This is a genomic window from Paraburkholderia tuberum STM678 (assembly GCF_902833905.1).
Taxonomy (GTDB): domain Bacteria; phylum Pseudomonadota; class Gammaproteobacteria; order Burkholderiales; family Burkholderiaceae; genus Paraburkholderia; species Paraburkholderia tuberum.
Window position 1 is genome coordinate 20,283 of the sequence record NZ_CADFGP010000037.1, and the last position, 19,806, is coordinate 40,088.

The 19,806-nt window shown below is 62.3% G+C and carries 22 protein-coding genes and 3 pseudogenes; 13 read left to right on the forward strand and 12 right to left on the reverse strand.

Going from position 1 to position 19,806, the window contains the following annotated elements; translation table 11 throughout:
* Window positions 1–48 precede the first annotated feature (48 nt).
* On the reverse strand, window positions 49–1,116 hold the full coding sequence (locus HWY30_RS27350; protein ID WP_090811167.1) for a purine-nucleoside phosphorylase: 1,068 nt from the start codon (window positions 1,114–1,116) through the stop codon (window positions 49–51).
* 154 nt (window positions 1,117–1,270) lie between these two features.
* Here HWY30_RS27350 and HWY30_RS27355 point away from each other — a divergent pair.
* Window positions 1,271–1,414: pseudogene (locus HWY30_RS27355) on the forward strand (IS6 family transposase); the annotation flags it as partial.
* Here HWY30_RS27355 and HWY30_RS27360 read toward each other — a convergent pair.
* From HWY30_RS27360 to HWY30_RS27390, 7 genes and pseudogenes are all read right to left on the reverse strand, one after another.
* Window positions 1,407–1,640, reverse strand: a pseudogene (locus tag HWY30_RS27360) (GntR family transcriptional regulator); the annotation flags it as partial. The pseudogenes HWY30_RS27355 and HWY30_RS27360 sit on opposite strands and share 8 nt — an antisense overlap.
* Before the next feature lie 53 nt (window positions 1,641–1,693).
* Window positions 1,694–3,304: an HAL/PAL/TAL family ammonia-lyase gene (locus HWY30_RS27365; protein WP_090811165.1), complete on the reverse strand. Its 1,611-nt coding sequence runs from the start codon at window positions 3,302–3,304 to the stop codon at window positions 1,694–1,696.
* Window positions 3,305–3,323: 19 nt separating this feature from the next.
* Window positions 3,324–4,115: an ABC transporter ATP-binding protein gene (locus tag HWY30_RS27370; RefSeq protein ID WP_090811163.1), complete on the reverse strand. Its 792-nt coding sequence runs from the start codon at window positions 4,113–4,115 to the stop codon at window positions 3,324–3,326.
* A 25-nt stretch (window positions 4,116–4,140) separates the two neighbouring features.
* The gene (locus tag HWY30_RS27375) at window positions 4,141–4,887 is read right to left on the reverse strand and encodes an ABC transporter permease (protein WP_090811160.1); all 747 of its coding nucleotides are present in this window, start codon (window positions 4,885–4,887) and stop codon (window positions 4,141–4,143) included.
* Window positions 4,888–4,905: 18 nt separating this feature from the next.
* Window positions 4,906–5,628 (reverse strand): ABC transporter permease, encoded by a 723-nt coding sequence (locus tag HWY30_RS27380; protein ID WP_090811158.1) that lies wholly within the window; start codon window positions 5,626–5,628, stop codon window positions 4,906–4,908.
* A gap of 94 nt (window positions 5,629–5,722) precedes the next feature.
* Window positions 5,723–6,583, reverse strand: a complete 861-nt coding sequence (locus tag HWY30_RS27385; protein WP_090811156.1) for a transporter substrate-binding domain-containing protein — start codon at window positions 6,581–6,583, stop codon at window positions 5,723–5,725.
* A 534-nt stretch (window positions 6,584–7,117) separates the two neighbouring features.
* Complete coding sequence (locus HWY30_RS27390; protein WP_176078954.1) at window positions 7,118–7,279, reverse strand: hypothetical protein; 162 nt, start codon at window positions 7,277–7,279, stop codon at window positions 7,118–7,120.
* A 327-nt stretch (window positions 7,280–7,606) separates the two neighbouring features.
* Here HWY30_RS27390 and HWY30_RS27395 point away from each other — a divergent pair, with 327 nt between their 5' ends.
* Entirely contained in the window at window positions 7,607–8,206 is a 600-nt protein-coding gene (locus HWY30_RS27395) for a LemA family protein (protein WP_090811154.1), read from the forward strand.
* 51 nt (window positions 8,207–8,257) lie between these two features.
* Window positions 8,258–9,016: a M48 family metalloprotease gene (locus tag HWY30_RS27400; RefSeq protein WP_244145030.1), complete on the forward strand. Its 759-nt coding sequence runs from the start codon at window positions 8,258–8,260 to the stop codon at window positions 9,014–9,016.
* Here the strand turns inward: HWY30_RS27400 and HWY30_RS27405 are convergent.
* Window positions 8,971–9,888 carry a mechanosensitive ion channel family protein gene (locus HWY30_RS27405; protein ID WP_090811152.1) on the reverse strand — a complete coding sequence of 306 codons (918 nt, stop codon included), beginning with the start codon at window positions 9,886–9,888 and terminating at the stop codon, window positions 8,971–8,973. The two genes, HWY30_RS27400 and HWY30_RS27405, sit on opposite strands and share 46 nt — an antisense overlap.
* Window positions 9,889–10,326: 438 nt before the next feature.
* Between HWY30_RS27405 and HWY30_RS27410 the strand changes: the two are divergent.
* The 6 genes and pseudogenes from HWY30_RS27410 to HWY30_RS42735 all read left to right on the forward strand — a co-directional run.
* Window positions 10,327–10,650: pseudogene (locus HWY30_RS27410) on the forward strand (hypothetical protein); the annotation flags it as partial.
* Complete coding sequence (locus HWY30_RS43070; protein WP_090811150.1) at window positions 10,643–10,894, forward strand: helix-turn-helix transcriptional regulator; 252 nt, start codon at window positions 10,643–10,645, stop codon at window positions 10,892–10,894. The pseudogene HWY30_RS27410 and the gene HWY30_RS43070, both read left to right, overlap by 8 nt.
* Before the next feature lie 149 nt (window positions 10,895–11,043).
* Window positions 11,044–11,529: an Hcp family type VI secretion system effector gene (locus HWY30_RS27420; protein ID WP_090811148.1), complete on the forward strand. Its 486-nt coding sequence runs from the start codon at window positions 11,044–11,046 to the stop codon at window positions 11,527–11,529.
* A gap of 12 nt (window positions 11,530–11,541) precedes the next feature.
* Window positions 11,542–12,060 (forward strand): DUF2778 domain-containing protein, encoded by a 519-nt coding sequence (locus HWY30_RS27425; protein ID WP_090811146.1) that lies wholly within the window; start codon window positions 11,542–11,544, stop codon window positions 12,058–12,060.
* Window positions 12,041–12,307: a hypothetical protein gene (locus HWY30_RS27430; protein WP_090811144.1), complete on the forward strand. Its 267-nt coding sequence runs from the start codon at window positions 12,041–12,043 to the stop codon at window positions 12,305–12,307. Before HWY30_RS27425 ends, HWY30_RS27430 begins: the two co-directional genes overlap by 20 nt.
* 130 nt (window positions 12,308–12,437) lie before the next feature.
* Window positions 12,438–12,578: a hypothetical protein gene (locus tag HWY30_RS42735; protein ID WP_311734922.1), complete on the forward strand. Its 141-nt coding sequence runs from the start codon at window positions 12,438–12,440 to the stop codon at window positions 12,576–12,578.
* Window positions 12,579–12,846: 268 nt separating this feature from the next.
* On the opposite strand, the gene HWY30_RS27440 is transcribed toward HWY30_RS42735, so the two are convergent.
* Together HWY30_RS27440 and HWY30_RS27445 are read right to left on the reverse strand one after the other, a co-directional pair.
* Window positions 12,847–13,110 carry a DUF1348 family protein gene (locus HWY30_RS27440; RefSeq protein WP_090811140.1) on the reverse strand — a complete coding sequence of 88 codons (264 nt, stop codon included), beginning with the start codon at window positions 13,108–13,110 and terminating at the stop codon, window positions 12,847–12,849.
* Window positions 13,111–13,201: 91 nt separating this feature from the next.
* Window positions 13,202–14,059 carry an oxidoreductase gene (locus tag HWY30_RS27445; RefSeq protein ID WP_090811887.1) on the reverse strand — a complete coding sequence of 286 codons (858 nt, stop codon included), beginning with the start codon at window positions 14,057–14,059 and terminating at the stop codon, window positions 13,202–13,204.
* A gap of 115 nt (window positions 14,060–14,174) precedes the next feature.
* Between HWY30_RS27445 and HWY30_RS27450 the strand changes: the two genes are divergently transcribed.
* Both HWY30_RS27450 and HWY30_RS27455 read left to right on the forward strand, forming a co-directional pair.
* Entirely contained in the window at window positions 14,175–15,149 is a 975-nt protein-coding gene (locus HWY30_RS27450) for a LysR family transcriptional regulator (protein ID WP_090811886.1), read from the forward strand.
* A gap of 199 nt (window positions 15,150–15,348) precedes the next feature.
* Complete coding sequence (locus tag HWY30_RS27455) at window positions 15,349–16,206, forward strand: MBL fold metallo-hydrolase (protein WP_090811137.1); 858 nt, start codon at window positions 15,349–15,351, stop codon at window positions 16,204–16,206.
* A gap of 180 nt (window positions 16,207–16,386) precedes the next feature.
* On the opposite strand, the gene HWY30_RS27460 is transcribed toward HWY30_RS27455, so the two are convergent.
* Entirely contained in the window at window positions 16,387–17,319 is a 933-nt protein-coding gene (locus HWY30_RS27460; protein ID WP_090811135.1) for a LysR family transcriptional regulator, read from the reverse strand.
* Window positions 17,320–17,508: 189 nt separating this feature from the next.
* Here HWY30_RS27460 and HWY30_RS27465 point away from each other — a divergent pair, with 189 nt between their 5' ends.
* Window positions 17,509–18,309 (forward strand): putative hydro-lyase, encoded by an 801-nt coding sequence (locus HWY30_RS27465; RefSeq protein ID WP_279613305.1) that lies wholly within the window; start codon window positions 17,509–17,511, stop codon window positions 18,307–18,309.
* A gap of 149 nt (window positions 18,310–18,458) precedes the next feature.
* Entirely contained in the window at window positions 18,459–19,766 is a 1,308-nt protein-coding gene (locus HWY30_RS27470; RefSeq protein WP_090811131.1) for an MFS transporter, read from the forward strand.
* Window positions 19,767–19,806: the final 40 nt, after the last annotated feature.

Here is a 19,806-nt window from a genome sequence, read left to right on the forward strand (position 1 = left end):
GCGCTGTGCAGACCGGCACGCGGTACCCTTCACCACGCCGCAAACGCGCTACCGCTGCGGTACGCCGTCGCGCCACTCGCCCCAATGCGTGACGATGTCCTGCACGAGCGGATTGCCCGTGAGGAACAGATTGTCGATCGCGATCGTGAAGCCGCCCTGCGACGAGTAGTTGAGCAGATTGTCCGCGCTCGACTGGCCCGCGTACGGCCGGTCGAAGTCCGAGCCAGCGCGCAGCACCGCGACACGGTTCAGGTCAACGCGATGCACGGTCGCCGCGCGCGTCAGCGCCTCGAAGGTGGCGTTGTCTTCCTGCTGCGTCGTGCAATAGGTGCCCTTGCCGTCGGTCAGGATCTTCGTCCATTGCCGCGCGCGCTCGCCGAGATCGGTGCCCGACCACCAGGTATCGCCCGCCAGCGTGTCACACTGGATCACGGTCGGCGGACGGTTCGCGGGCGCATAGTTGTATTTGGCGCGGGCAGCCTGCGCCTGTGCGTCGTCGGTCAGCGTCACGTTGCGCGACAGCGCGAATGCCGCGTTCGAAAGCGCCGGATTGAGCTGGAACACTTCGGTGCGATAGTCGAGCGGCGGCTTCTGCGTCGGGCCCGTCGTGTTGATGCCGAGATAACCGGTATTCCAGCCAGGCGGAATTTCGCGTCCGTCGATTTCCCATTGAATCCCGAAGTCGACGAGCCAGTTCGCCCACGCAGCGGAACCGACGGTGCCCTGAAGCGGATCAATACCAGCGATGCCCGCCACCATGAAGTACGTATGACGCAAGTCGAAACGCGGCGAGAACGTCAGCGCCATGATCGACGCGGCGGCATTCGCGTGCCCCATGCCCGTCGTCATCACGCAGACCTCCTGGCGATTGCAGTGTACGGCAGGGTAGTCAGGAGACAGGCCCGCGACGGTGATGTCCTGCCACGGGCCGAGATGATCGAGCCACACCTGGCCTTCCGGACCGAACATCGAAATGATCATCACCTTGACCGGCCGGCCATGCGACGCGCCGTCGTCCTGCGCGAAGCTGTCGTCGGCATGCGCGATGGCCGGTGCAACTGCCGCGCCTGCCACGAGCAACGATGAAATCGCTGCACCAAAAGCACGATTTAGCATAAGAGGTCCCACCTGATATGTAAGAACTGCGGTTGCGAAAAGTGAGTCGCGTGCCGTGTTGTCGACTGACGTCGTGGTTTTTTGTCGGCGTGCAGCGTGGGACCTGGGCGTGAGCCGTTCAGGTGACAGTGAGTATAAGCAGAGAAAAATCTGAATTGCCAAGCGGACGAATGTCATGCTCGGCTTTAACCGTTTCAGGAACGCCGCGATCACTCTGGCAGGCATTGAGTTGACGCATCGCATTCGCAAAGGCCAATTCAACCTGGCGAAGCTCGGCCTCAAAGATACCGCCGCGTGAGAACACGTCGTGCGCTCAACTCGCGCAACACGCGCGAAACGGTCATGCGTGCGACTCCGGACTCCTTGACCAACTCGGTTTCCGAAGGGATTGCGTCTCCAGGCTTCCAGGTGCCATCGGCTATGCGCTCGATTACATAGCGCTTGATCTGTTCGTATGCTGGCGCAAGCTTGCGCTGCGGCTTCAACCGCTTCGCCTCTCCACCCGCCTGCGCCGCCTCAGTCATGACTGTCCTGGTTGCACCGTGAACGATTTGCGCGGCGCCGCGCGACGCCAGCCTCAAGTACCCACCGCCCCGGGCAAAGCATCGTTCGCCGAGGCCGCCGCGCTGCCCGCCACGCAGTCCGTTGGTGCCGGAATGCAGAAATCCCGTGAGGGCCGGACCGTCAGCGGGCCGGGCAACGGCGGCGGACCATCATCCATGATCATGTGGAATGCGCGTGTGATGTCGTCCGCAAGCGGACGGTCGTCACGGTAGGTCGGCAAGACAGCGCGAACCTGGCTATACAACGCCTGCGTATACGGCGCGCGCTCGGCCGCGATAGGCTGCAGGTCGTATGCCTGAACCGCGGCAAGCAGTTCAATGCCAAATATGCGGCCGCTGTTGTCGATGACGGCCAGCGCCTTGAGCGCGGCCGGCGTGGCGTGGCAAAGGTGATCTTCCTGCAAGCCGGACGTCACACCGCCGTCGAGGCTCGCGGGCGCGGCCTCGCGGCGGTTCTGCGCGACCAGCGCCGCCGCCGTGTATTGCGCGATCATGAAGCCCGAGCGCGTGCCGCTCGCTTGCGCGAGAAACGCGGGCAACCCGCTCACGAGCGGATTGACGAGACGATCGAGACGCCGCTCCGCCATCGCGGCCACCTGCGCGACCGCAACCGCGAGGCTGTCCATGGCGAGCGCGATCGACGCGCCGACGGCGTGCGCCTGCGAGAACACGCGCGGCTCCTCGGGCGTGCCGGCGATGATCGGATTGTCAGTCGTCGAGGCGAGTTCGCGGTTCACGACTTCGGCCGTCGCAGCCAGCACATCGCGCGCCGCACCGTGCACATGCGGAATCGTGCGCATGCTGAGTGGATCCTGCGTACGCCGTCCGAGTGCCGCCGCCAGCAGACCGCTGCCCAGCAGCGCCGCGCGCATGCGCGCGCCGACCTGCGCAAGGCCCGGTGAGACGCGATACGCGAGCGAGCCCGCGTCGAACGCCACCATCTGCCCGCCGAGATTCTCGAAGCTCATCGCCGCCACGGCGTCAGCCCAGTCGAGCAGCCGGTGCGCGCGTTGCAGCGCGAGCGCCGCGAGCCCGGTCACGCACGGCGTGCCGTTCACGAGGCTCAAGCCTTCTTTCGCTTCGAGCGACAAGGGTTCGAGCCCCAGCCGGCGCAGCGCCTCGGCGCCGCTGATGCGCTCACCACGCCAGTTCACGTGCCCCGCGCCGACGCACACGAGTGCGATATGCGCCATGTGGCTCAGATAGCCGACCGAACCGAGCGCGGGCACTTCGGGCAGGCAATCGGCCCGAAGCAGCGCGACGAGCCGCTCGACGAGTTCGACGCGCACGCCCGAATGCCCGTGCGCGTAATTGTTGATGGCTGCGGCCATGATCGCGCGCGTCTCCTGCGCGCCGAGCGACGCGCCGACGCCCACCGCGTGGCTCATCAAAATGTTGTGCGAAAGCGTGTGCTGTTCGGCCGGCGACACCACCACGTCGCACAACGCGCCGACCCCCGTGTTCACGCCGTAGGCGCGCATGCCGCGCGCGATGATCTGCTCAACGAGCGCGCGCGCGGCGCCAATGCGCTCGCGCGCTTGCGCGGAAAGCTCGAGCGGTGCGCCTGCCGCGACGGCGCAGACTTCGCGCCAGTCCAGCGGGCTTCCGGTACGGATGACGGTCATGATGAACCCCGACGATGGATCAATGTGCGTTGCGGTCCTGATGGCTCGACACGAACTGGCGGAAGCGCTCCGACTTCAGTTCGCCGAATACCTCCGCGGGCGTGCCGTCCGAATCGACCTGGCCCTGATCCAGGAACATCACGCGATTGGAAACGTGTTTCGCGAAGCCCATCTCGTGCGTGACGACGAGCATCGTGCGGCCCTCGTCGGCAAGCGTGCGCATGACGCGCAGTACTTCGCCCACGAGTTCGGGATCGAGCGCCGAAGTTGGCTCGTCGAACAGCATCACCTTCGGATGCATCGCGAGTGCGCGCGCGATTGCCACGCGCTGCTGCTGGCCGCCCGAAAGATGTGCGGGATAGTGGCCGCGCTTGTCGGCGAGGCCGACCTTCGCGAGCAGCGCCTCGGCTTCCTCGACCGCTTCGGCGCGGCTGCGCTTTTGCACGCGCATCGGGCCTTCGATCAGGTTCTGCAGCACCGTCATGTGCGACCACAGGTTGAAGTTCTGGAACACCATACCGAGCTGCGAGCGCACGCGGTCCACCTGGCGGCGGTCGCCCGGTTGCAGCTTGCCGTCACGGCGGCGCTTCATCTTCAGCGCTTCGCCGGCAAGCGCGACGGTGCCGTCGTCGGGCATCTCAAGTAGGTTCAGGCAGCGCAGGAACGTGCTCTTGCCCGAGCCGCTCGCACCCAGGATCGAAATCACGTCGCCTTCGTGGGCGTCGAGCGAAATGCCCTTGAGCACGTGATGGTCGCCGAACGACTTGTGGATGTTCCTCACGGACAGGGCGACCGGTGCGACTGCGTTCATACGATTCTCCGGAAAGATGGGCCGATCAAGACGCGACGCGGCGGGTTTCGAGTTGCGTGACGGGACGGCGCACGACGGTGGGCGCGGCGCGCAGATGGCGCGAGAGGCGCCGCTCGACGAGGCCGATGAGGCGCACCACGAGGAAATTCAGGCATAGATAGATCAGCGCAGCGCACGTGAACACCTCCGTCGTGCGATAGGTCTGCTGAATGATCTGTTGCGCGACGCCAGTCACTTCCCAGACGGTGACAAGGCTTGCGAGCGCCGTCGACTTGACGAGCAGCACGGCTTCAGTCGAATAGGCGGGCAGGCACTGCCGCAACGCGATGGGGCCGATCACGCGGCGCAGCAGCGCGAAGCCCGACAGGCCGATTGCATGACCCGCCTCGATCTGCCCGACCGGCACGGCCATCAGGCCGCCGCGGATGATCTCGGCGGTGTAGCCCGCCGTGCACAGCGCGAGCGAGAGCACGGCGCACACGTAGGGCTCGCGCAGCACGGGCCACAGGAAGCTTTCGCGGATCACGCCGAACTGTCCGAGCCCGTAGTAGACGAGAAACATCTGGATCAGCAGCGGCGAGCCGCGGAACACGAGAATATAGGCGCGCGCGAAGCGGTTAGGCAGCCAGTGCGGCGAGACGCGCATCGTGACGATCACGAGCGAAAGCAGGCCGCCGAGCACGAGCGAGGTGAAAAAGAGGCTCAGCGTGGTCGGCACGGCGGCAACGAGCTGGCGCGTCGTGTCGAGAAGAAAATCGAAATCGATATGCATGATGAGGCCGCCCTTGCGTCAGTTGCGCGCGAAGTTGCGCTTGAAGGAGCGGCCGACGATCGTCTCCGCCCGGCCGAACACACGGTTCGAAACGCCCGTCATCGCGAGATAGAGCGCTCCGCCAACGACGAAGAACAGGAAGTACTGGTGTGTCGATCCCGCCGCGACCTGGCTGGCACGCAGCAATTCGACGAGACCGGTGACCGAGATCAGCGCCGAGTCCTTGAGGCTCAACTGCCACACATTGCCGATACCCGGCAGTGCGAATCGCAGCACCTGGGGAATAAGAATGCGGCGCGCCATGGTGAGCGTCGGCATGCCGATCGCGCGCGCAGCTTCGAGTTCGCCGCGCGAGACAGCTAGCACGGCGGCGCGATAGACCTCCGTCTGATACGCGCCGGAAATCATGCCCACCGCGAACGCGCCAATCACGAACGGCGGCACGCCGATGAAGCCGTCGGCACCGAACCACTGCCCGATCGAGGACACCAGCGTCGAGCCGCCAAAGTAGAACAGGTAGATGACAAGCAGTTCCGGCACGCCGCGGAAGACGGTCGTGTAGAAGTCGCCGATCACGCGCACCGTGCGAAAGCGCGAGAGCTTTGCCGCTGCGACGAGCGCGCCGAATACCGCGCCGATCGCGAGCGCCGCAAGCGTCAGCACCACCGTCATGAACGCACCGAGCAGGAGCAGGCCGCCCCAGCCATCGGTCCCGAAGCCGAGCATTTCGAAAAGAGCCATCAAGCCACCTCACCAAGCCTGCGAAACAAGCCGCGCGGCATCAGCCTTTCGAGCCGGATCAGGCCGAAGCGCGCGGTCACGTTGTGAGCGACGCTCAGGGCGTCACGTCGGTCTTGAACCACTTCTCCGAAAGCTTCTTCACAGTCCCGTCGGTAATCGCCGACGTTATCGCCGCGTCGAACTTCGTCTTCAGGTCCGCGTCCTGCTTGCGGAACGCGAGGCCTTCGCCCGGCCCCCAGATCAGGCCGCCGATCTTCGGGCCGGCCGTCACCGTCGGCATCGCTTCCTTCTTGTCGGCATTTGCGGCGTAGTACGTCACATCGTCGAACGACGCGTCGATGCGGCCATTGGACAGATCGAGATCGCGTTCCGGCGAGGTCTTGTAGACGCGGATCGACGCGACATCCTTGAAGTTCTCGTTGATGAAGCGCGTATAGACCGTGCCCGACTGAATGCCGATGGTCTTGCCCTTGAGCGCCGTGCGCAGCGCCTGGACGGCGGGCGCGTTCGACTTGGCGTCGGTGTCGAGCTTCAGCGACGCCGGCGTGTCGGTTGCCTTCGGCAGGATCTTCGTGTCGGTGACCGCGAAGGTCGCCGGCGTGGACGCATACGGCTTCGAGAAGGCAATGATCTTCTCGCGCTCTGGCGTGATCGAGATCGCATCCATCAGAACATCGAACTTTCCGGCTTGCAAGCCGGGAATCATGCCGTCCCAGTCCTGCGCCACCAGATTGCACTTGAGTTGCGCCCGCGCGCACAGGTTAGCGGCGAGTTCGGGTTCGAAGCCGCCCAGCTTGCCGCCCGGCAGCGTCATGTTCCAGGGCGCGTAGCCGCCTTCGAGGGCGATCGTCACTGTCGTCCAGTCCTTCGCCTCGGCGGTGTTGCCCGCAAGCGCTGCTGCTCCAAATGCGGCACCGATCAAACTCTTGACCAACCATCTGCACTTCGCCTGCATGTCCACACTCCTTGGATTGCCGAAAACTTCATTACGGTAGCGCGCCAATCGCGGTTTCGTCTTGTCTAGACAAGATGCGGGAAGTCGAATTTTGGCGCAAGCGCAATTTCTGAAAATGTCGCCGATTCAGGGTATCCACCAGGTCAGGGGCTCGGATCTGGCGCTTTACCCCGCCTGGCGGCGAACGCACAGTGGCAGTCACGGGTAAATCGCATCAGCGACGATGCCGATGCAGTTCGTCGCTGGGCGATAGCCGGGGAAGGCCTTGTCTACAAGTCGCGACTGGACCTCATCGACGATCTGAAGGCAGGTCGACTGGTGGAGTTGTTTCCGCCGGCGTATTGGAGCCTTCGCCGCTGCACTTGATTTGTGCTCACCGTGCGCAACTGACACCGACGATCAGCGCGTTGAATGCCTTCCTGCGCGAGCGCTGCTCTGCATTGCTGGCCAGCTACCTCTCGGGAGGCTCCCGATCTGCGTAACGAAGTTCGCCCTTTCCTGATCGTCTCAATGAGTCGACCGAAGGCTCAGGCGCTAGCTCAGTGTCTTGAACTGGATACCCGGCCAGGTGAGTTTTGGCAGCCTGCTTTCCAGGCAGGTGCGGAGTTCCTGCACCTGCGCCGCTTGGTCGGAATCTTCCGGTCTGGTGAGGTAATACGCGTCACCACTTCCAACGGCGGTTTTAAACGGCAGCACGAGTTGCCGCTCGTCGATCGCGTCCTGTCGACCAGCTGCATCTCGCCGACGACGTTGCACCCGAGGTCCGCGCGAACGTCGCGGTCATTACGACGCTCTCCGCACAGATCGCCATCGTGGAAAAGCGTCTTCGAAAAAACGTCGCACACACGCGGACTGCGCCCTCTTTACTCCAGTACCCGGCAATTGATGGAGCACGCTTAATTCGTACCCTTTGTCTTATAACAGTTTCACGAATTGATTGAATTAAATGTCATTTCACTTATCCTGTTTCCATAGTCGCGCGATGGTCCAAACCAGCAGTCCTCTCGTCGGAGGTCACGGCCAATGAGTCCCGTCGTCGTCACCCTGCTCGTGCTGCTGGGCGTCGGGCTACTGCTCGCGCTCCGCCTCATGGGCATCTACAACGGGCTAGTGGTCGCCCGGAACCGCTTCGCGAACGCCTTCGCCCAAATCGACGTGCAGCTCAAACGCCGCTACGAGCTGATTCCGAACTTAGTCGAAGCGGTCAAGGGCTACATGGGTCACGAAAGGGAGACGCTCGACGCCGTCATCAAGGCCCGCAACAGCGCGATGGCAGCCGAGCAGAAAGTCGCCGCCAACCCCAGCGACCCGGCGGCCATCAAAGGGTTTAACGAGGCCGAGGCCCAGCTCGGCGGCATTCTGGGCCGGCTCTTTGCGCTATCCGAAGCGTACCCGGACCTCAAGGCCAACCAGAACATGCTCGCCCTGCAGGAGGAACTGAGCTCGACCGAGAACAAGATCGGCTTCGCCAGGCAAGCCTTCAACGACGCCGCCACCGACTACAACAACCAGCGCGAAGTCTTCCCAGCCGTCATGGTGGCCGGCATGTTTGGTTTCAAGGAAGCGTCACTGCTCGAAACCACAGAGGCCGAGCGCGCAGCGCCCAAGGTGTCGTTCCGGTAACCGGAACCGCCACGGCTCCGTGCGCTTCACGCTCTCAAAACCGCGCCGGCCATGGCCACCAATTTCTTTCAGCAGCAGGATTCGGCACGGCGCAAGACCTTCCAGCTGGTGGTCTATTTCGTCCTCGCGATCCTGATTCTGATCGCCCTCGTGTACGGTCTGTTGGTGGCGCTCAGCATGTATGGCGCTCACGAGCCAGTGTCCTGGTGGCAACCTGACATGCTCCTGCTCGCGGCGCCGGCGGTGGGCATCCTGGTCGGCGGTGCCAGCGCGCTCAAGGTGGCCCAGCTCGCTTCTGGCGGGCAGGCCGTCGCCTTGATGTTGGCGGTAAGGAGGGTGCCCGGCACGACCACCGACGCGCGGCAGAAGCGGCTGCTCAACGTCGTCGAGGAGATGGCCCTCGCTGCGGGAGTGCCGGTGCCCCCCGTATATGTTCTGCCGGAGACCGGCATCAATGCCTTCGCGGCCGGCTACGCCCCGGGCGATGCTGTGGTCGCCGTCTCCCAGGGCTGCCTCGACTACTTGACCCGTGACGAGCTGCAGGGCGTGGTGGCGCACGAGTTCAGCCATATCCTCAACGGCGACATGCGGCTCAACATCCGGCTGATCGGCCTGATCTTTGGGATCATGGCGTTGTCCATCATCGGCCGCAGCCCCAGTTCCTGCCGCAGCGTCAGACGCGTCCATTGCACAGCTCGCCGCAAAAACTGGCGGGTTCCGGCCGGCCTTCCCACGCCAACAGCGCGGGATCGAAGAACCGGGGGTTACACCCCCTGCTCCGGTTTTCTGATCGCGGATGACCCTGCCTGACCGGCGGCTGCGCCGGTGACCGACGCGGCCGTCGCGCTCGGCACGATGTGCAATTCACGGGTGCGCAACGGCAGCGAACATTGCGCGTCGGTCAATGTTTGACGCACCCGGCGCGCGAGTTCCCAGCGCATGGTCCAGAACATGTCCGTGTTCGACCAGACGCGGATATTCAGCACCGCGGTGCTGTCGTCGAAGCGGATGACCATCACCTGCGGCGCGGGATCGCGGAGCGCACGCGGGTCGGCGGCGGCGAGCGTGCGCAGCGCCTCAAGCGCGCGATCCACATCGTCACCGATCGAGATCTCCACTTCGAGATCGAGCCGGCGCATCGGATTACGGCTGAAGTTGCGGATCGAATTGCTCCACAACGCGCTGTTCGGCACGTATTCGCAGATGCCGTCGGGTTTGGTGAGACGCGTCGTGAACAGATTGACTTCGTCGACCGTGCCCGCGACACTGCCGGCTCCGCCCTCGATATAGTCGCCGACCTTGAACGGCCGCAACACTAGCAGCATGATGCCGGCCGCGATATTCTGCATCGTGCCTTGCAGCGCGAGACCGACCGCAAGACCGGCTGCGCCAAGCACGGCAATGATGCTGGCCGTCTGGATGCCTAACTGCGACAGCGCACCGACGATCGCGACAATGCGAATGCCCCACAGGCCGATGTCGCAGAGGATCGGTCGCAGCGTGGCGTCCATGCGTGATTGACGCGCAAGAAGCCGGCTCAGCGACATCGAAGCGCGGCGCGCGACCCACCATCCGATCACCAGTATGCCCGCAGCGGCGCCCAGATGAATCGAGAACGCGGTGAGCATATCCAGCAGGAAGGCCCATCCGCCCGGACTGATTTCGACGAGAAGATTCTCCATGTGTCTTGACGATCCCTATATTGGACAGCGGGTAGATTGCCGCGCGCGAGCATCGACGGTATACGTGGACGAACTCGACTGGCTTCCGGGAATTTAACCAGATAACTTCCGTTTTGGACATTATCAGCGGTTAAAGCTGCGTGTTTTTTCTGAGCTGTTATCCAGATCGCTTCTGTCGTAACGGCAGCCGCCCGAGCTAGCGGCTGCCCGCCCCGAGTTCCGTGAACGGCCCCGCCGGCGTGACTTCGAGGAGACGGAAACGATGTCCTCACGCCCCGTTCGACCTTCTCTGCAGGCGTTTCGATAACCACTCAAGATACCCACAGAAGCTGGGCACAAGCCTGTGGAAAACAGGCTCATGACTCGCTCAACTCATTGAGCGCATTGGTTTTCACTCACATGCTTCCGATAGGTCGGCTGCGTCGCGGCCACACGCGTGTCGGACGAGCCGCCGTCGCCGCGGCGGCGCTCTCGCTCACCTTCATCGTGCGCGGCGCGCTGCACGTACCGATTGAAGGATCGGTCGCGCTCTTTCTCGCTGGCGCGGCGCTGCACCTGTTCGCCACCACTTCGATGGGCATTTTCATGGCCACGCTCGCGCGCAGCATGCCGCAGTTCGTGCAGAACGTCATGCTCGCCGCGCCCACCACGCATTTCGTCGAGCTCGGCCAGGCCATACTCTTTCGTGGCGCGGGCATCGCCGTGGTCTGGCAACCCTTCCGGTGGCTCGCGGCGATAAGAGGTCACGCAGCGCATGAATGAGCGCCTGCTACGCCGCGCCGAGGTCGAGCAGCGTATCGGCCTGACCGGATCGACGATCTATCTGAAGATCGCGCAAGGCAAGTTCCCCAAACCCATCAAGGTCGGCGTGGCGGCGGTGCGCTGGCGTGAAAGCGAGGTCAATCAATGGATCGCAGGACATCCACCCGACCCGCATCGCGCGGGTCTTTTTTTGCCTGCGCGCTGCGCTCGATCAGATCGCAATCACACTTCCGATGTTTGTTAAATCACGTCAAAGTATTGGCAGTGCATAGCATCCCCGTTGCAAATGCTTGCGTATCTGGGTAAAAGATTGTCCGTTCGTAGTGCATACCTTATTAAAAATGAGGTCGTAACCATGCAGCGCTCATTTGACCATTCAAGGAAAAATTCAAGATGCCAATTCCTGCCCATATGTGGCTGAAAGATGATGGCGGCGCAGACATCAAAGGCTCGTCAACCGTTCAGGATCGCGAGGGAAGTATTGAAATTATCGGCTTCAGCCACGGCGTGAATCTGCCGGTTGATGCGGCTAACGGCAAGATCACCGGCGCGCGTGCGCACTCGCCGATTGCGTTCGAAAAGGAGTTCGATGCGGCGACGCCTTATCTTTACAAGGCCGTGGCGAAGGGGCAAACGCTGCAGTCCGCCGAGATCAAGTGGTATCGCATCAACGATGCAGGCAAAGAGGAAGTCTATTTCATGATGACGATCGAAGGTGTGAAAGTGTGTGGCATCAACCCCGGCATGGCTAATACCAGGCTGGCGCAGGCATCCGCACTCAATCACGTTGAAGCGGTCTCCATGATGTACGACCGCATCACGTGGCATTACCTTGATGGCAATATCAAATACACCGATTCGTGGAATGAGCGCGGATAAGGGGGCGTGACAATGGCCTATCAGGGTAAGTTTTTGGTGAACAACGAGCAGTTTTCACCGCTCACAATTTTCGGTGTCGGCACGTTCGACGCGTATTCTGGAAACGGTCAATACCGCAATCGCGGTGGCTGCACGGCTGTGCCAAGTAACGGTCCAATCCCTACCGGAAAATACTGGATCGTAGACCGGCCCACTGGCGGTATCGGGTCTCAAGCTTGGGCTTCGATCAAGGACACAGTTAATTCAGCGATTGGGAGTGCGGTACATCATCGCGAATGGTTCGCACTGTATCGGGATGATGGACTTATTGACGACGTGACATGGATTGATGGTGTCAAGCGCGGACAATTCCGGTTGCATCCGGCAGGTGGCGAAGGTATTTCACTCGGCTGTATTACGCTTCCGAGCCGCACGGATTTTCTGAGAATCCGTAACGCGCTGCTGCACACCATGACCATTCCTGCCGGCAATTCGGGGCTTCGCGCCTACGGAACAATTGAGGTCATCACGTATGGCAACACTTGTCCGTAGGCTGTTCAAGGTGGCGCTATTTGTCGGCCTGTTCTGCCTTTCCGTGCCCTACGTCCACACATACCCTATACCGATGCCGGAAAGGCAGGCGCTTGCGTGGTTACACGCTGCAAATCGGCTTGGCATTCGCGACCCGGATGATTTATACATCCCGGTCATGCTGCTGGCTGATCTGCTTGTGGCGACGCTTGCCTATGTGGTGATCATGAGGCTATGGCGGCGCTATCGCGGCAAAAAGCCACATTGAGAAATAGCGAGTGACGGCCGCGCTTGTCCGTAGGCTTTTCAAGGTCGCGCTCTTTATCGGCCTATTCCTTCTATCCGCGCGCTACATTGGCCGGAATGGGCCGATGCCAGAGAGTGAGGCGCTTAGGTGGTTGAGCATCGCCAACGGCCTTGGCCTGCATGAAGCCGATGATGTTTATGTCCCGGTGATGCTGACGGTTTGGTTGGTCGTCGCTGTAGTGGCTTATATCGCAATCATGAGGCTATGGCGGCGCTATCAACGCAAAAACTAACAGGGTCGATGAGCAGCGATCGGGCCGAATTCATTCCTGCGCGGTCCCGTCCAGTCCGGCGCGTGATGATCGCGTTGCGGGGGTTAACTGGTGGGTCAGAAAGTGCGCGTTTGCTCAGAGCCAGGCGGGACAAGGCTTTGCACGGCGCGCGCGAATTTTGGTCTGGAAGGCGATCCCTTCGATGATCCCGGTGATATCCGCGATTCTGGTGGAACTCGTCCTGATCTCGCTCATCGTATCGACCAACGACGGTGCTCAGCGCAATTTTTCAAAGACCCAGCTCGCTCAGACCTGGGTGATCGTCGGGGCGGCGACCCAGCGGCGAATGGAACTTGCGATCGCTTGCCTTGATCGGCATGTCGTTGATACAGGCATACCGGTGGTGCATCAGACCATCAGGTCCAAACTCCCAGTTCCCGTTTCCGTAGGAGCGAAACCAATTACCAGCGTCTTCCGCAAGTCGAACCTTCTCGATTGCCGATTCAAGGGTGAACGGTGGGATGTGCGGGCGCACTTCAGCGTTTATGGACATCACAGACTCCCCTTATCCAGGCGGGATTGAGACAAAAATGGGCACTACTCAGCAGCGCAACCGCGCTACACGTTCGTCATCTCGAGAGAACTCAGTCTGAGAAATCGGTTGACGCCGACAGTGCCTTCCATGTTTCAGTTTCCGTAGCCACATAGGCGTTCTTTTCGGCTATCGCCTTCAGCGTGTCGGTTCCGAGCGGCAGACGCAGTGGCGGTCTCGGTACATCGACAAGCGTGACGAGGGCCTTCGCAAGCTTCTGCGGGTCGCCCGGCTGATTGTGATTCATTCCTTCAGCGAATCGACGCACGTTGCCCGACGTCTCGTCGTAGTCGTCGATGACCTCCTTGCCGACGACGAGCGACGACGCATCGAGGAAATTGGTACGGAAATAGCCGGGCTCAACGACGGTCGCGTGAATGCCGAGTGGCTTCAACTCCGCGTGGAGCGCTTCCGTAATGCCTTCGACGGCGAATTTCGTCGAGCAATACACCCCGAATCCCGCCGCCGAGCGATAGCCGCCGATCGAGGACACGTTGATCACATGGCCCGAGCGCTGTCCCCGCATCACTGGCAGCACCGCACGCGTGACATTGAGCAGTCCAAAAACGTTGGTGTCGTATATGCGACGCACGTCTGCGTCGGCCGATTCCTCTACGGCTGCGAGCAGTCCGAAGCCGGCGTTGTTGACCAACACGTCGATCCTGCCAAACTTTGCCAAAGCTGCCTGCGCGGCTCTTTTGGCCTGCTCCTCGTCAGTTACGTCGAGCGCGACCGGCAACAGCGCAGATGATTCGCCGAGACGCTCAATGATCGCCCGAACGTTGCGTCCCGCCGCAACCACTGCATTTCCGTCCGCCAGGGCCGCTTGTGCGATCAGTGCGCCTAACCCGCGTGAGGCGCCCGTAACGAACCAGACGCGCTTGAACTCGTGCTTCGTAGCGTTGCTCATGATTTGCTCCCGTTTCGTGGTGAACGTGAAGAGAAGCATAGGGCGCGCGATTAACAGCTACTAGGCATCGAATGCTAGACTCATAATCAACCAATATTTGCGAATGGACTCAGCCATGAATGAGGTCCGGGCGATTTCGGTGTTCGTCCGCGCAGCAACGCTCGGCAGCTTCCGTCGGGCAGCTGCGGACCTGGGCATCTCGCCGCAGGCCGCGAGCCACGCGGTCATGCAGCTCGAAAAGTCGCTTGGCGTCCGGCTGTTTCATCGGACAACGCGAAAGTTGAGTCTGACCGAAGAGGGGCAAAGACTATTGCAAGGTGTCGAGCCAGCGCTCGCTATGTTGTCGTCCGCGATTGACGATGCTCGCCGTTCAGGGGAAGAAGTTGCGGGGCCCCTACGGATAAGCGCTCCGACGGCACTCGGGCGAACGGCACTCTGGCCATCGATCCTTGAGTTTGCGGCGCTATACCCTGACGTGCAGATCGATATTCGCTTCGACGATCATTTCACGGACCTCGTCAGCGATCGCGCCGACGTCGGCTTGCGCGGCGGGTCCCCGCCTTCCGAGGGGGCGATTGCCAGGCGACTGCTACCGATTCAGTTGATCGTATGCGCGTCGCCAGCCTATCTCGAACGGTACGGCACGCCGAAAACCGTGGACGAGCTCGATGCGCATCGTTGTTCTGGATACCGGCGTGCGAACACCGGCAAGCAGGCGCCGTGGGAATTTATGGTGGGCGGGGAGATTGTGTATCGGGAGATGGCTGCTTCGGTCTGTTCGAACGATATCGACGCGGAAACCGAAGCGGTACTGGCCGGCGTGGCAATTGGGCAGCTTGGAAGTTTCTCGGCCGTCTCACACATCCGGGCTGGACGGCTCGTGCCTTTGCTCACTCAGCATTTGACCCAGCGCGAGTCGATTTACGTCTACTACCGTCGCCGGACGGAACAACCGCTGCGCGTGAGAACCTTCATCGACTTCATCGTTGCGCGCCTCGCGGACAACAGTCAATTTTTCCTCACAGCAGAGGAGTTGGTTACTTCGACGAGCAGAAGCGGCCGCGCCAGGAGCAGACGAAGTGCCGCGTAGGGGTGTCTGTTGCGGCAAGCGTAGCCAGCCGTGGTAAATCACGCGCCAAACGCAGACAAGGCTTCGTAGCGGGACAAGGGCGTGGCGAACGAGCCGTTTGCGCCTGTACATCAATGATCGTGTAACAATCCCTCCAACGACCGCGAGACGCCAGCGAGCGTCGAGCCGGCGGATGCGCACGTCAGCCCGGGAGCATCAGATGAAGCCCATACGTAATACCGACTCTGCTTCAGGAGAGTGGTACATCGACACTGCATGCATCAATTGCGGTGCATCTCGTCACGTCGCGCCTGGGCTGATCGTCGAGCGCAACGACAAGAGTGTCTTCGTTCGGCAGCCGGCCACACCGGAAGAGCAGCTTGATGCCTGGCGTGCGGTGCTCGTATGCCCTACGGCGTCGGTACGCAGCGAAACGAAACAGCCTCGTCCGAACGCAGCGATCTTTCCGCAGCAGATCACATCGGGCGTGTGGCGCTGTGGATTCAACGCACGGTCGTCGTTTGGCGCGCATTCTTATTTTGCCGCGCGTCCGGAAGGCAATCTGCTCATCGACTCCCCGCGCTATGCGGCGGAACTCGTGAAATGGTTCGACGGCGCTGGCGGTATTGCGCACATTCTGCTGTCGCATCGTGACGACGTCGCAGACGCGGACAAATACGCGCGTCAATTCGGCGCGCGCGTCTGGATTCACCGCGAGGACGTGTCGGCCGCCCCATATGCGACGGATCTGCTCGACGACGGTTCAGCACTGAGCATTGCGGCCGGCGTGCGCGCGATCCCTGTACCCGGGCACACTCGGGGTAGCGTCGCGTACCAGCTCGATGATCGCGTGCTGTTCTCGGGTGATTCGCTTGCCTGGAGCCCACGCCAGCAGGACCTCGTCGCGTTCAGGGACGCGTGCTGGTACTCGTGGACAGCGCTCACCGAATCGCTCGGCAAGTTGGCCGCGTATCGCTTCGAATGGCTGCTTCCTGGTCACGGTTGGCACGCGCATTTGCAGGCTGCGGAAATGAATGCCCGCTTGCTCGCATTGGTTGCACGCATGCGAAAGGACTGAATTCGCTGTTTTTCGCTAAAACGCGTCGTCCTTGCCCCTGTGGAAACGCTTGAACTCGAACCGCACGTGCCAAACAATCGCCTCGACCAGGATCGACGAAGTCGTCAACGATCTGGAGCGCGGGGTCGAATGACTCTTTCTGGGTCGCTTGCCGCCTCCAGAGTCCGCAAGAGCCGGGCTCTATAGCCGCTCGATCAGGCGTCGGTCTCCCTGCTCGCAGTATTCATGACACGCCGCACGTGCCGCGTTCGCTGCGCCGTGCACGAAAAGCGGCGCATCCGCGCGTCGGGACATCGACACCACGATGGACGGCGGCGAGGGCTGCAGCGGCAGTTCGACCACCTCGCCTCGCGCGATCAGATCATCGACGAACAGACGCGGAATTGCCGCCACGCCGAAGCCATCGCGCACGAGTTGCACGATCACCGAAATCGATGGCGAACCCGTAATGCGCGTATCCGCGAGCGGCACGCCGTTGGCGAGTGCGAGCTTGCTGACGATGTCCTCCAGCGCGCGATGAGGCGCCGTCCCGCGCCCGAATGTGAGGATCGGATGACGCAGCACGCGTTTCGCGAGTCCGCTGCGCGAAGACGGCAGCAGCCCCGCGCGCGCGATCCAGTGCACCGGATAGTTCGCGAGCGCATCGCAGACGATCGATTCCTCGTCGCTGCCTTCCACGCGAATGATGAGATCGAGTTCGCCCGCCATCAGACGCCGCTGCAGCACCACGCTCACGTCCACCGCAAGCTCCACTTCGAGCTGCGGATAGTCCTTCGAGAGCCGCCGCAGATAGTCGGCAAGCCAGCTATGCACGACCGTCTCGATCACGCCGAGTCGCAACTTGCCGCGCATCGCGCCTTCATGTGACGCGGCGGCCTGCAACTGGCGCGTCGCCTCGACCACGGCCTTCGCGTAGCCGAGCAGATATTCGCCGTTCGGCGTGAGCCGAAATTCGCGGCTCTCGCGATCGACGAGCACGGTATGCAATTCGTCTTCCAGTGCCTTCAGGCGCTGCGAGATCGCCGCCGGCGTGGCGTGAAGCGCGGTCGCCGTCGTGCGGAAACTGCGCAGCTTGGCAAGCGTGACGAAGGTTTCGAGGAAGCGCGTATTCATCAGTCAAAGGTGGGCAGTGCAACGGAAGCAAACCGCTCCAAAAATCTCAACGTGACTCGGGAAAACCCTCGATTCCATTAAGAAATTCTATTCACCTGGCGCAAAGAAAACTAGCTGGCGTCAAATTTTCTTCTTTTCTATGCTTGGCCTGACGGTAGGCAAGACGCATCGCCCACCGCAGACAATCCGATGCAACCGCCAGAGCACGCTAACACCATGACTCCATCCGAATTCCGCCAGGCCGTCCGTCACCGCGACTTCCGTGGCCCGACGGCCGGCCATTGCGGCGACTACGCGCAAGCCAATCTCGCGATCCTGCCCGCTGCGCACGCGCACGATTTCCTGCGCTTTTGCCATGCGAATCCGAAGCCATGTCCGCTGCTCGGCGTGGGCGAGCCTGGCGAGTTCCGCGTGCCGATGCTCGGGCGCGACATCGACATCCGCACCGACGTGCCCGCGTACAACGTATATCGCGACGGCAACCTGAGCGAGCGCGTCGAATCGATCGAAGCGCTCTGGCAGGACGATTTCGTCGTATTTGCAATTGGCTGTTCGTTCTCGTTCGAGCACATGCTCGCGAAGGAAGGCATCGGCCTGCGCCACGTCGAAGAAGGCCGCAACGTGCCGATGTACCGCACCAGCATCCCCAACCAGCGGGCGGGCGTGTTCGGGGGCGAACTCGTCGTGTCGATGCGGCCGCTGCGCGGCGCCGACGCGATCCGTGCCGTGCAGATCACGAGCCGCTTTCCGGGCGTGCATGGCGCGCCCGTGCATATTGGCGATCCAGCGGAACTCGGCATCGTCGATCTCGCGCGCCCCGAGTTCGGCGACCCGGTGACGATCCGCGCGGGCGAACTGCCTGTCTACTGGGCTTGCGGCGTGACGCCGCAAACGGCACTGATGGCCGCGAAGCTGCCGCTCGCGATTGCGCACGCGCCGGGCCACATGCTGATGACGGATATCACTAACGCGTCGCTGGCTATTTTCTGACCGTCCCGGCGGCGCGCCGCGCCGTCGTGCAACAAGCGATTCACAGCACCATGAAGCCATCGGGCCGCGCGGCCCGGAGGGAATGACGCATCCCTACGTTCGTGCGTGGCTTCGATCGTTTCCCATGCGTCTATCCATAGGAGCAGCAGATGGACAGCAAGACACTCACGGCGAGCGTCGACGATGCCGCCGACATGAAGTCAAGCACGGGAAGCCCGCAGCTTTCCTGGTATGCCGAAGCCGGTCCGCACGCGCGTCGCGCGTTCTGGAGTTGCAAGGTCGGCTACATGCTCGACGGCATGGACACGCAGATGCTTTCCTTCGTCATCCCGACGCTCGTCGCTACCTGGGGCATCTCGCTCGCGGACGCCGGCTTCATCGGCACGTTGACGCTGCTGTCCTCTGCGCTCGGCGGCTGGATTGCCGGCATTCTTTCCGATCGCATCGGCCGTGTGCGCACGTTGCAGCTCACCGTCTTGTGGTTCGCCGTGTTCACCGGCCTATGCGGCCTCGCGCAGAACTACGGCCAGTTGCTCGCGGCTCGCGCGTTGATGGGCTTCGGCTTCGGCGGCGAGTGGACGGCGGGCGCGGTGCTGATCGGCGAGGTGATCCGCGCGCGCGACCGCGGCAAAGCGGTCGGTCTCGTGCAGTCGGGCTGGGCGCTCGGCTGGGGCGTGGCGGCCCTGCTCTATGCGGTGCTGTTCTCCGTGATGGCGCCTGAAATCGCGTGGCGCGCATTGTTCCTGATCGGACTCGTGCCTGCCCTGCTCGTGCTCGCGATCCGCCGCTATGTGAAGGAACCTGAAGTATTCGAACAGGCCAGGGTTCAGCAGTACGACACTCAAGACACGCCGCGCTTCACTGAGATCTTCTCTCCCAGGCTGCTTTCGACGACGCTGCGCGCCGCACTGCTTACGACGGGCGCACAGGGCGGCTACTACGCGATCACGACGTGGCTGCCGACTTTCCTCAAGACTGAACGTCATCTCACGGTGATGGGCACGGGCGGCTATCTGGCGATGATCATCGCGGGCTCGTACGCGGGCTATCTGTGCAGCGCGTGGCTCACGGACCGCATCGGCCGCAAGCCGAACTTCATTTTGTTCGCGCTGGGCTCGATGGCGATTGCCTTCGCGTATACCTCGTTGCCGCTCACGAATGCATCGATGCTATGGCTCGGCTTTCCGCTCGGCTTTTTCGCGTCGGGCATTTTTTCCGGCATGGGCGCGTTTCTCACCGAACTGTTTCCGACCCGTGTGCGCGGCTCGGGCCAGGGGTTTTGCTACAACGTCGGCCGCGCGATCGGGGCGCTGTTTCCGGTGCTGATCGGCGTGCTGTCGAGCCGCTTCGGCCTGGGCACGAGCATCGGGATTTTCGCCGTGGCCGCGTATGGCGTACTGATCATCGCCGCGCTTACGCTGCCCGAGACGCGCGGTCGCGAACTCGAATCGGCCTGATTTTCACCTTGCGCACACCACTACCACTTTCGCATCACGA

Excerpts from the sequence above, each read along its gene's own strand:
- HWY30_RS27455 (WP_090811137.1), top strand. The coding sequence starts at position 15,349 with ATGAAGCCCATACGTAATACCGACTCTGCTTCAGGAGAGTGGTACATC.
- HWY30_RS27450 (WP_090811886.1), top strand. The coding sequence starts at position 14,175 with ATGAATGAGGTCCGGGCGATTTCGGTGTTCGTCCGCGCAGCAACGCTC.
- HWY30_RS27465 (WP_279613305.1), top strand. The coding sequence starts at position 17,509 with ATGCAACCGCCAGAGCACGCTAACACCATGACTCCATCCGAATTCCGC.
- HWY30_RS27425 (WP_090811146.1), top strand. The coding sequence starts at position 11,542 with ATGGCCTATCAGGGTAAGTTTTTGGTGAACAACGAGCAGTTTTCACCG.
- HWY30_RS43070 (WP_090811150.1), top strand. The coding sequence starts at position 10,643 with ATGAATGAGCGCCTGCTACGCCGCGCCGAGGTCGAGCAGCGTATCGGC.
- HWY30_RS27445 (WP_090811887.1), bottom strand. The coding sequence starts at position 14,059 with ATGAGCAACGCTACGAAGCACGAGTTCAAGCGCGTCTGGTTCGTTACG.
- HWY30_RS27365 (WP_090811165.1), bottom strand. The coding sequence starts at position 3,304 with ATGACCGTCATCCGTACCGGAAGCCCGCTGGACTGGCGCGAAGTCTGC.
- HWY30_RS27440 (WP_090811140.1), bottom strand. The coding sequence starts at position 13,110 with ATGTCCATAAACGCTGAAGTGCGCCCGCACATCCCACCGTTCACCCTT.
- HWY30_RS27470 (WP_090811131.1), top strand. The coding sequence starts at position 18,459 with ATGGACAGCAAGACACTCACGGCGAGCGTCGACGATGCCGCCGACATG.
- HWY30_RS27400 (WP_244145030.1), top strand. The coding sequence starts at position 8,258 with ATGGCCACCAATTTCTTTCAGCAGCAGGATTCGGCACGGCGCAAGACC.
- HWY30_RS27420 (WP_090811148.1), top strand. The coding sequence starts at position 11,044 with ATGCCAATTCCTGCCCATATGTGGCTGAAAGATGATGGCGGCGCAGAC.
- HWY30_RS27380 (WP_090811158.1), bottom strand. The coding sequence starts at position 5,628 with ATGGCTCTTTTCGAAATGCTCGGCTTCGGGACCGATGGCTGGGGCGGC.
- HWY30_RS27385 (WP_090811156.1), bottom strand. The coding sequence starts at position 6,583 with ATGCAGGCGAAGTGCAGATGGTTGGTCAAGAGTTTGATCGGTGCCGCA.
- HWY30_RS27405 (WP_090811152.1), bottom strand. The coding sequence starts at position 9,888 with ATGGAGAATCTTCTCGTCGAAATCAGTCCGGGCGGATGGGCCTTCCTG.
- HWY30_RS27430 (WP_090811144.1), top strand. The coding sequence starts at position 12,041 with ATGGCAACACTTGTCCGTAGGCTGTTCAAGGTGGCGCTATTTGTCGGC.
- HWY30_RS27375 (WP_090811160.1), bottom strand. The coding sequence starts at position 4,887 with ATGCATATCGATTTCGATTTTCTTCTCGACACGACGCGCCAGCTCGTT.
- HWY30_RS27460 (WP_090811135.1), bottom strand. The coding sequence starts at position 17,319 with ATGAATACGCGCTTCCTCGAAACCTTCGTCACGCTTGCCAAGCTGCGC.
- HWY30_RS27370 (WP_090811163.1), bottom strand. The coding sequence starts at position 4,115 with ATGAACGCAGTCGCACCGGTCGCCCTGTCCGTGAGGAACATCCACAAG.
- HWY30_RS27350 (WP_090811167.1), bottom strand. The coding sequence starts at position 1,116 with ATGCTAAATCGTGCTTTTGGTGCAGCGATTTCATCGTTGCTCGTGGCA.
- HWY30_RS27395 (WP_090811154.1), top strand. The coding sequence starts at position 7,607 with ATGAGTCCCGTCGTCGTCACCCTGCTCGTGCTGCTGGGCGTCGGGCTA.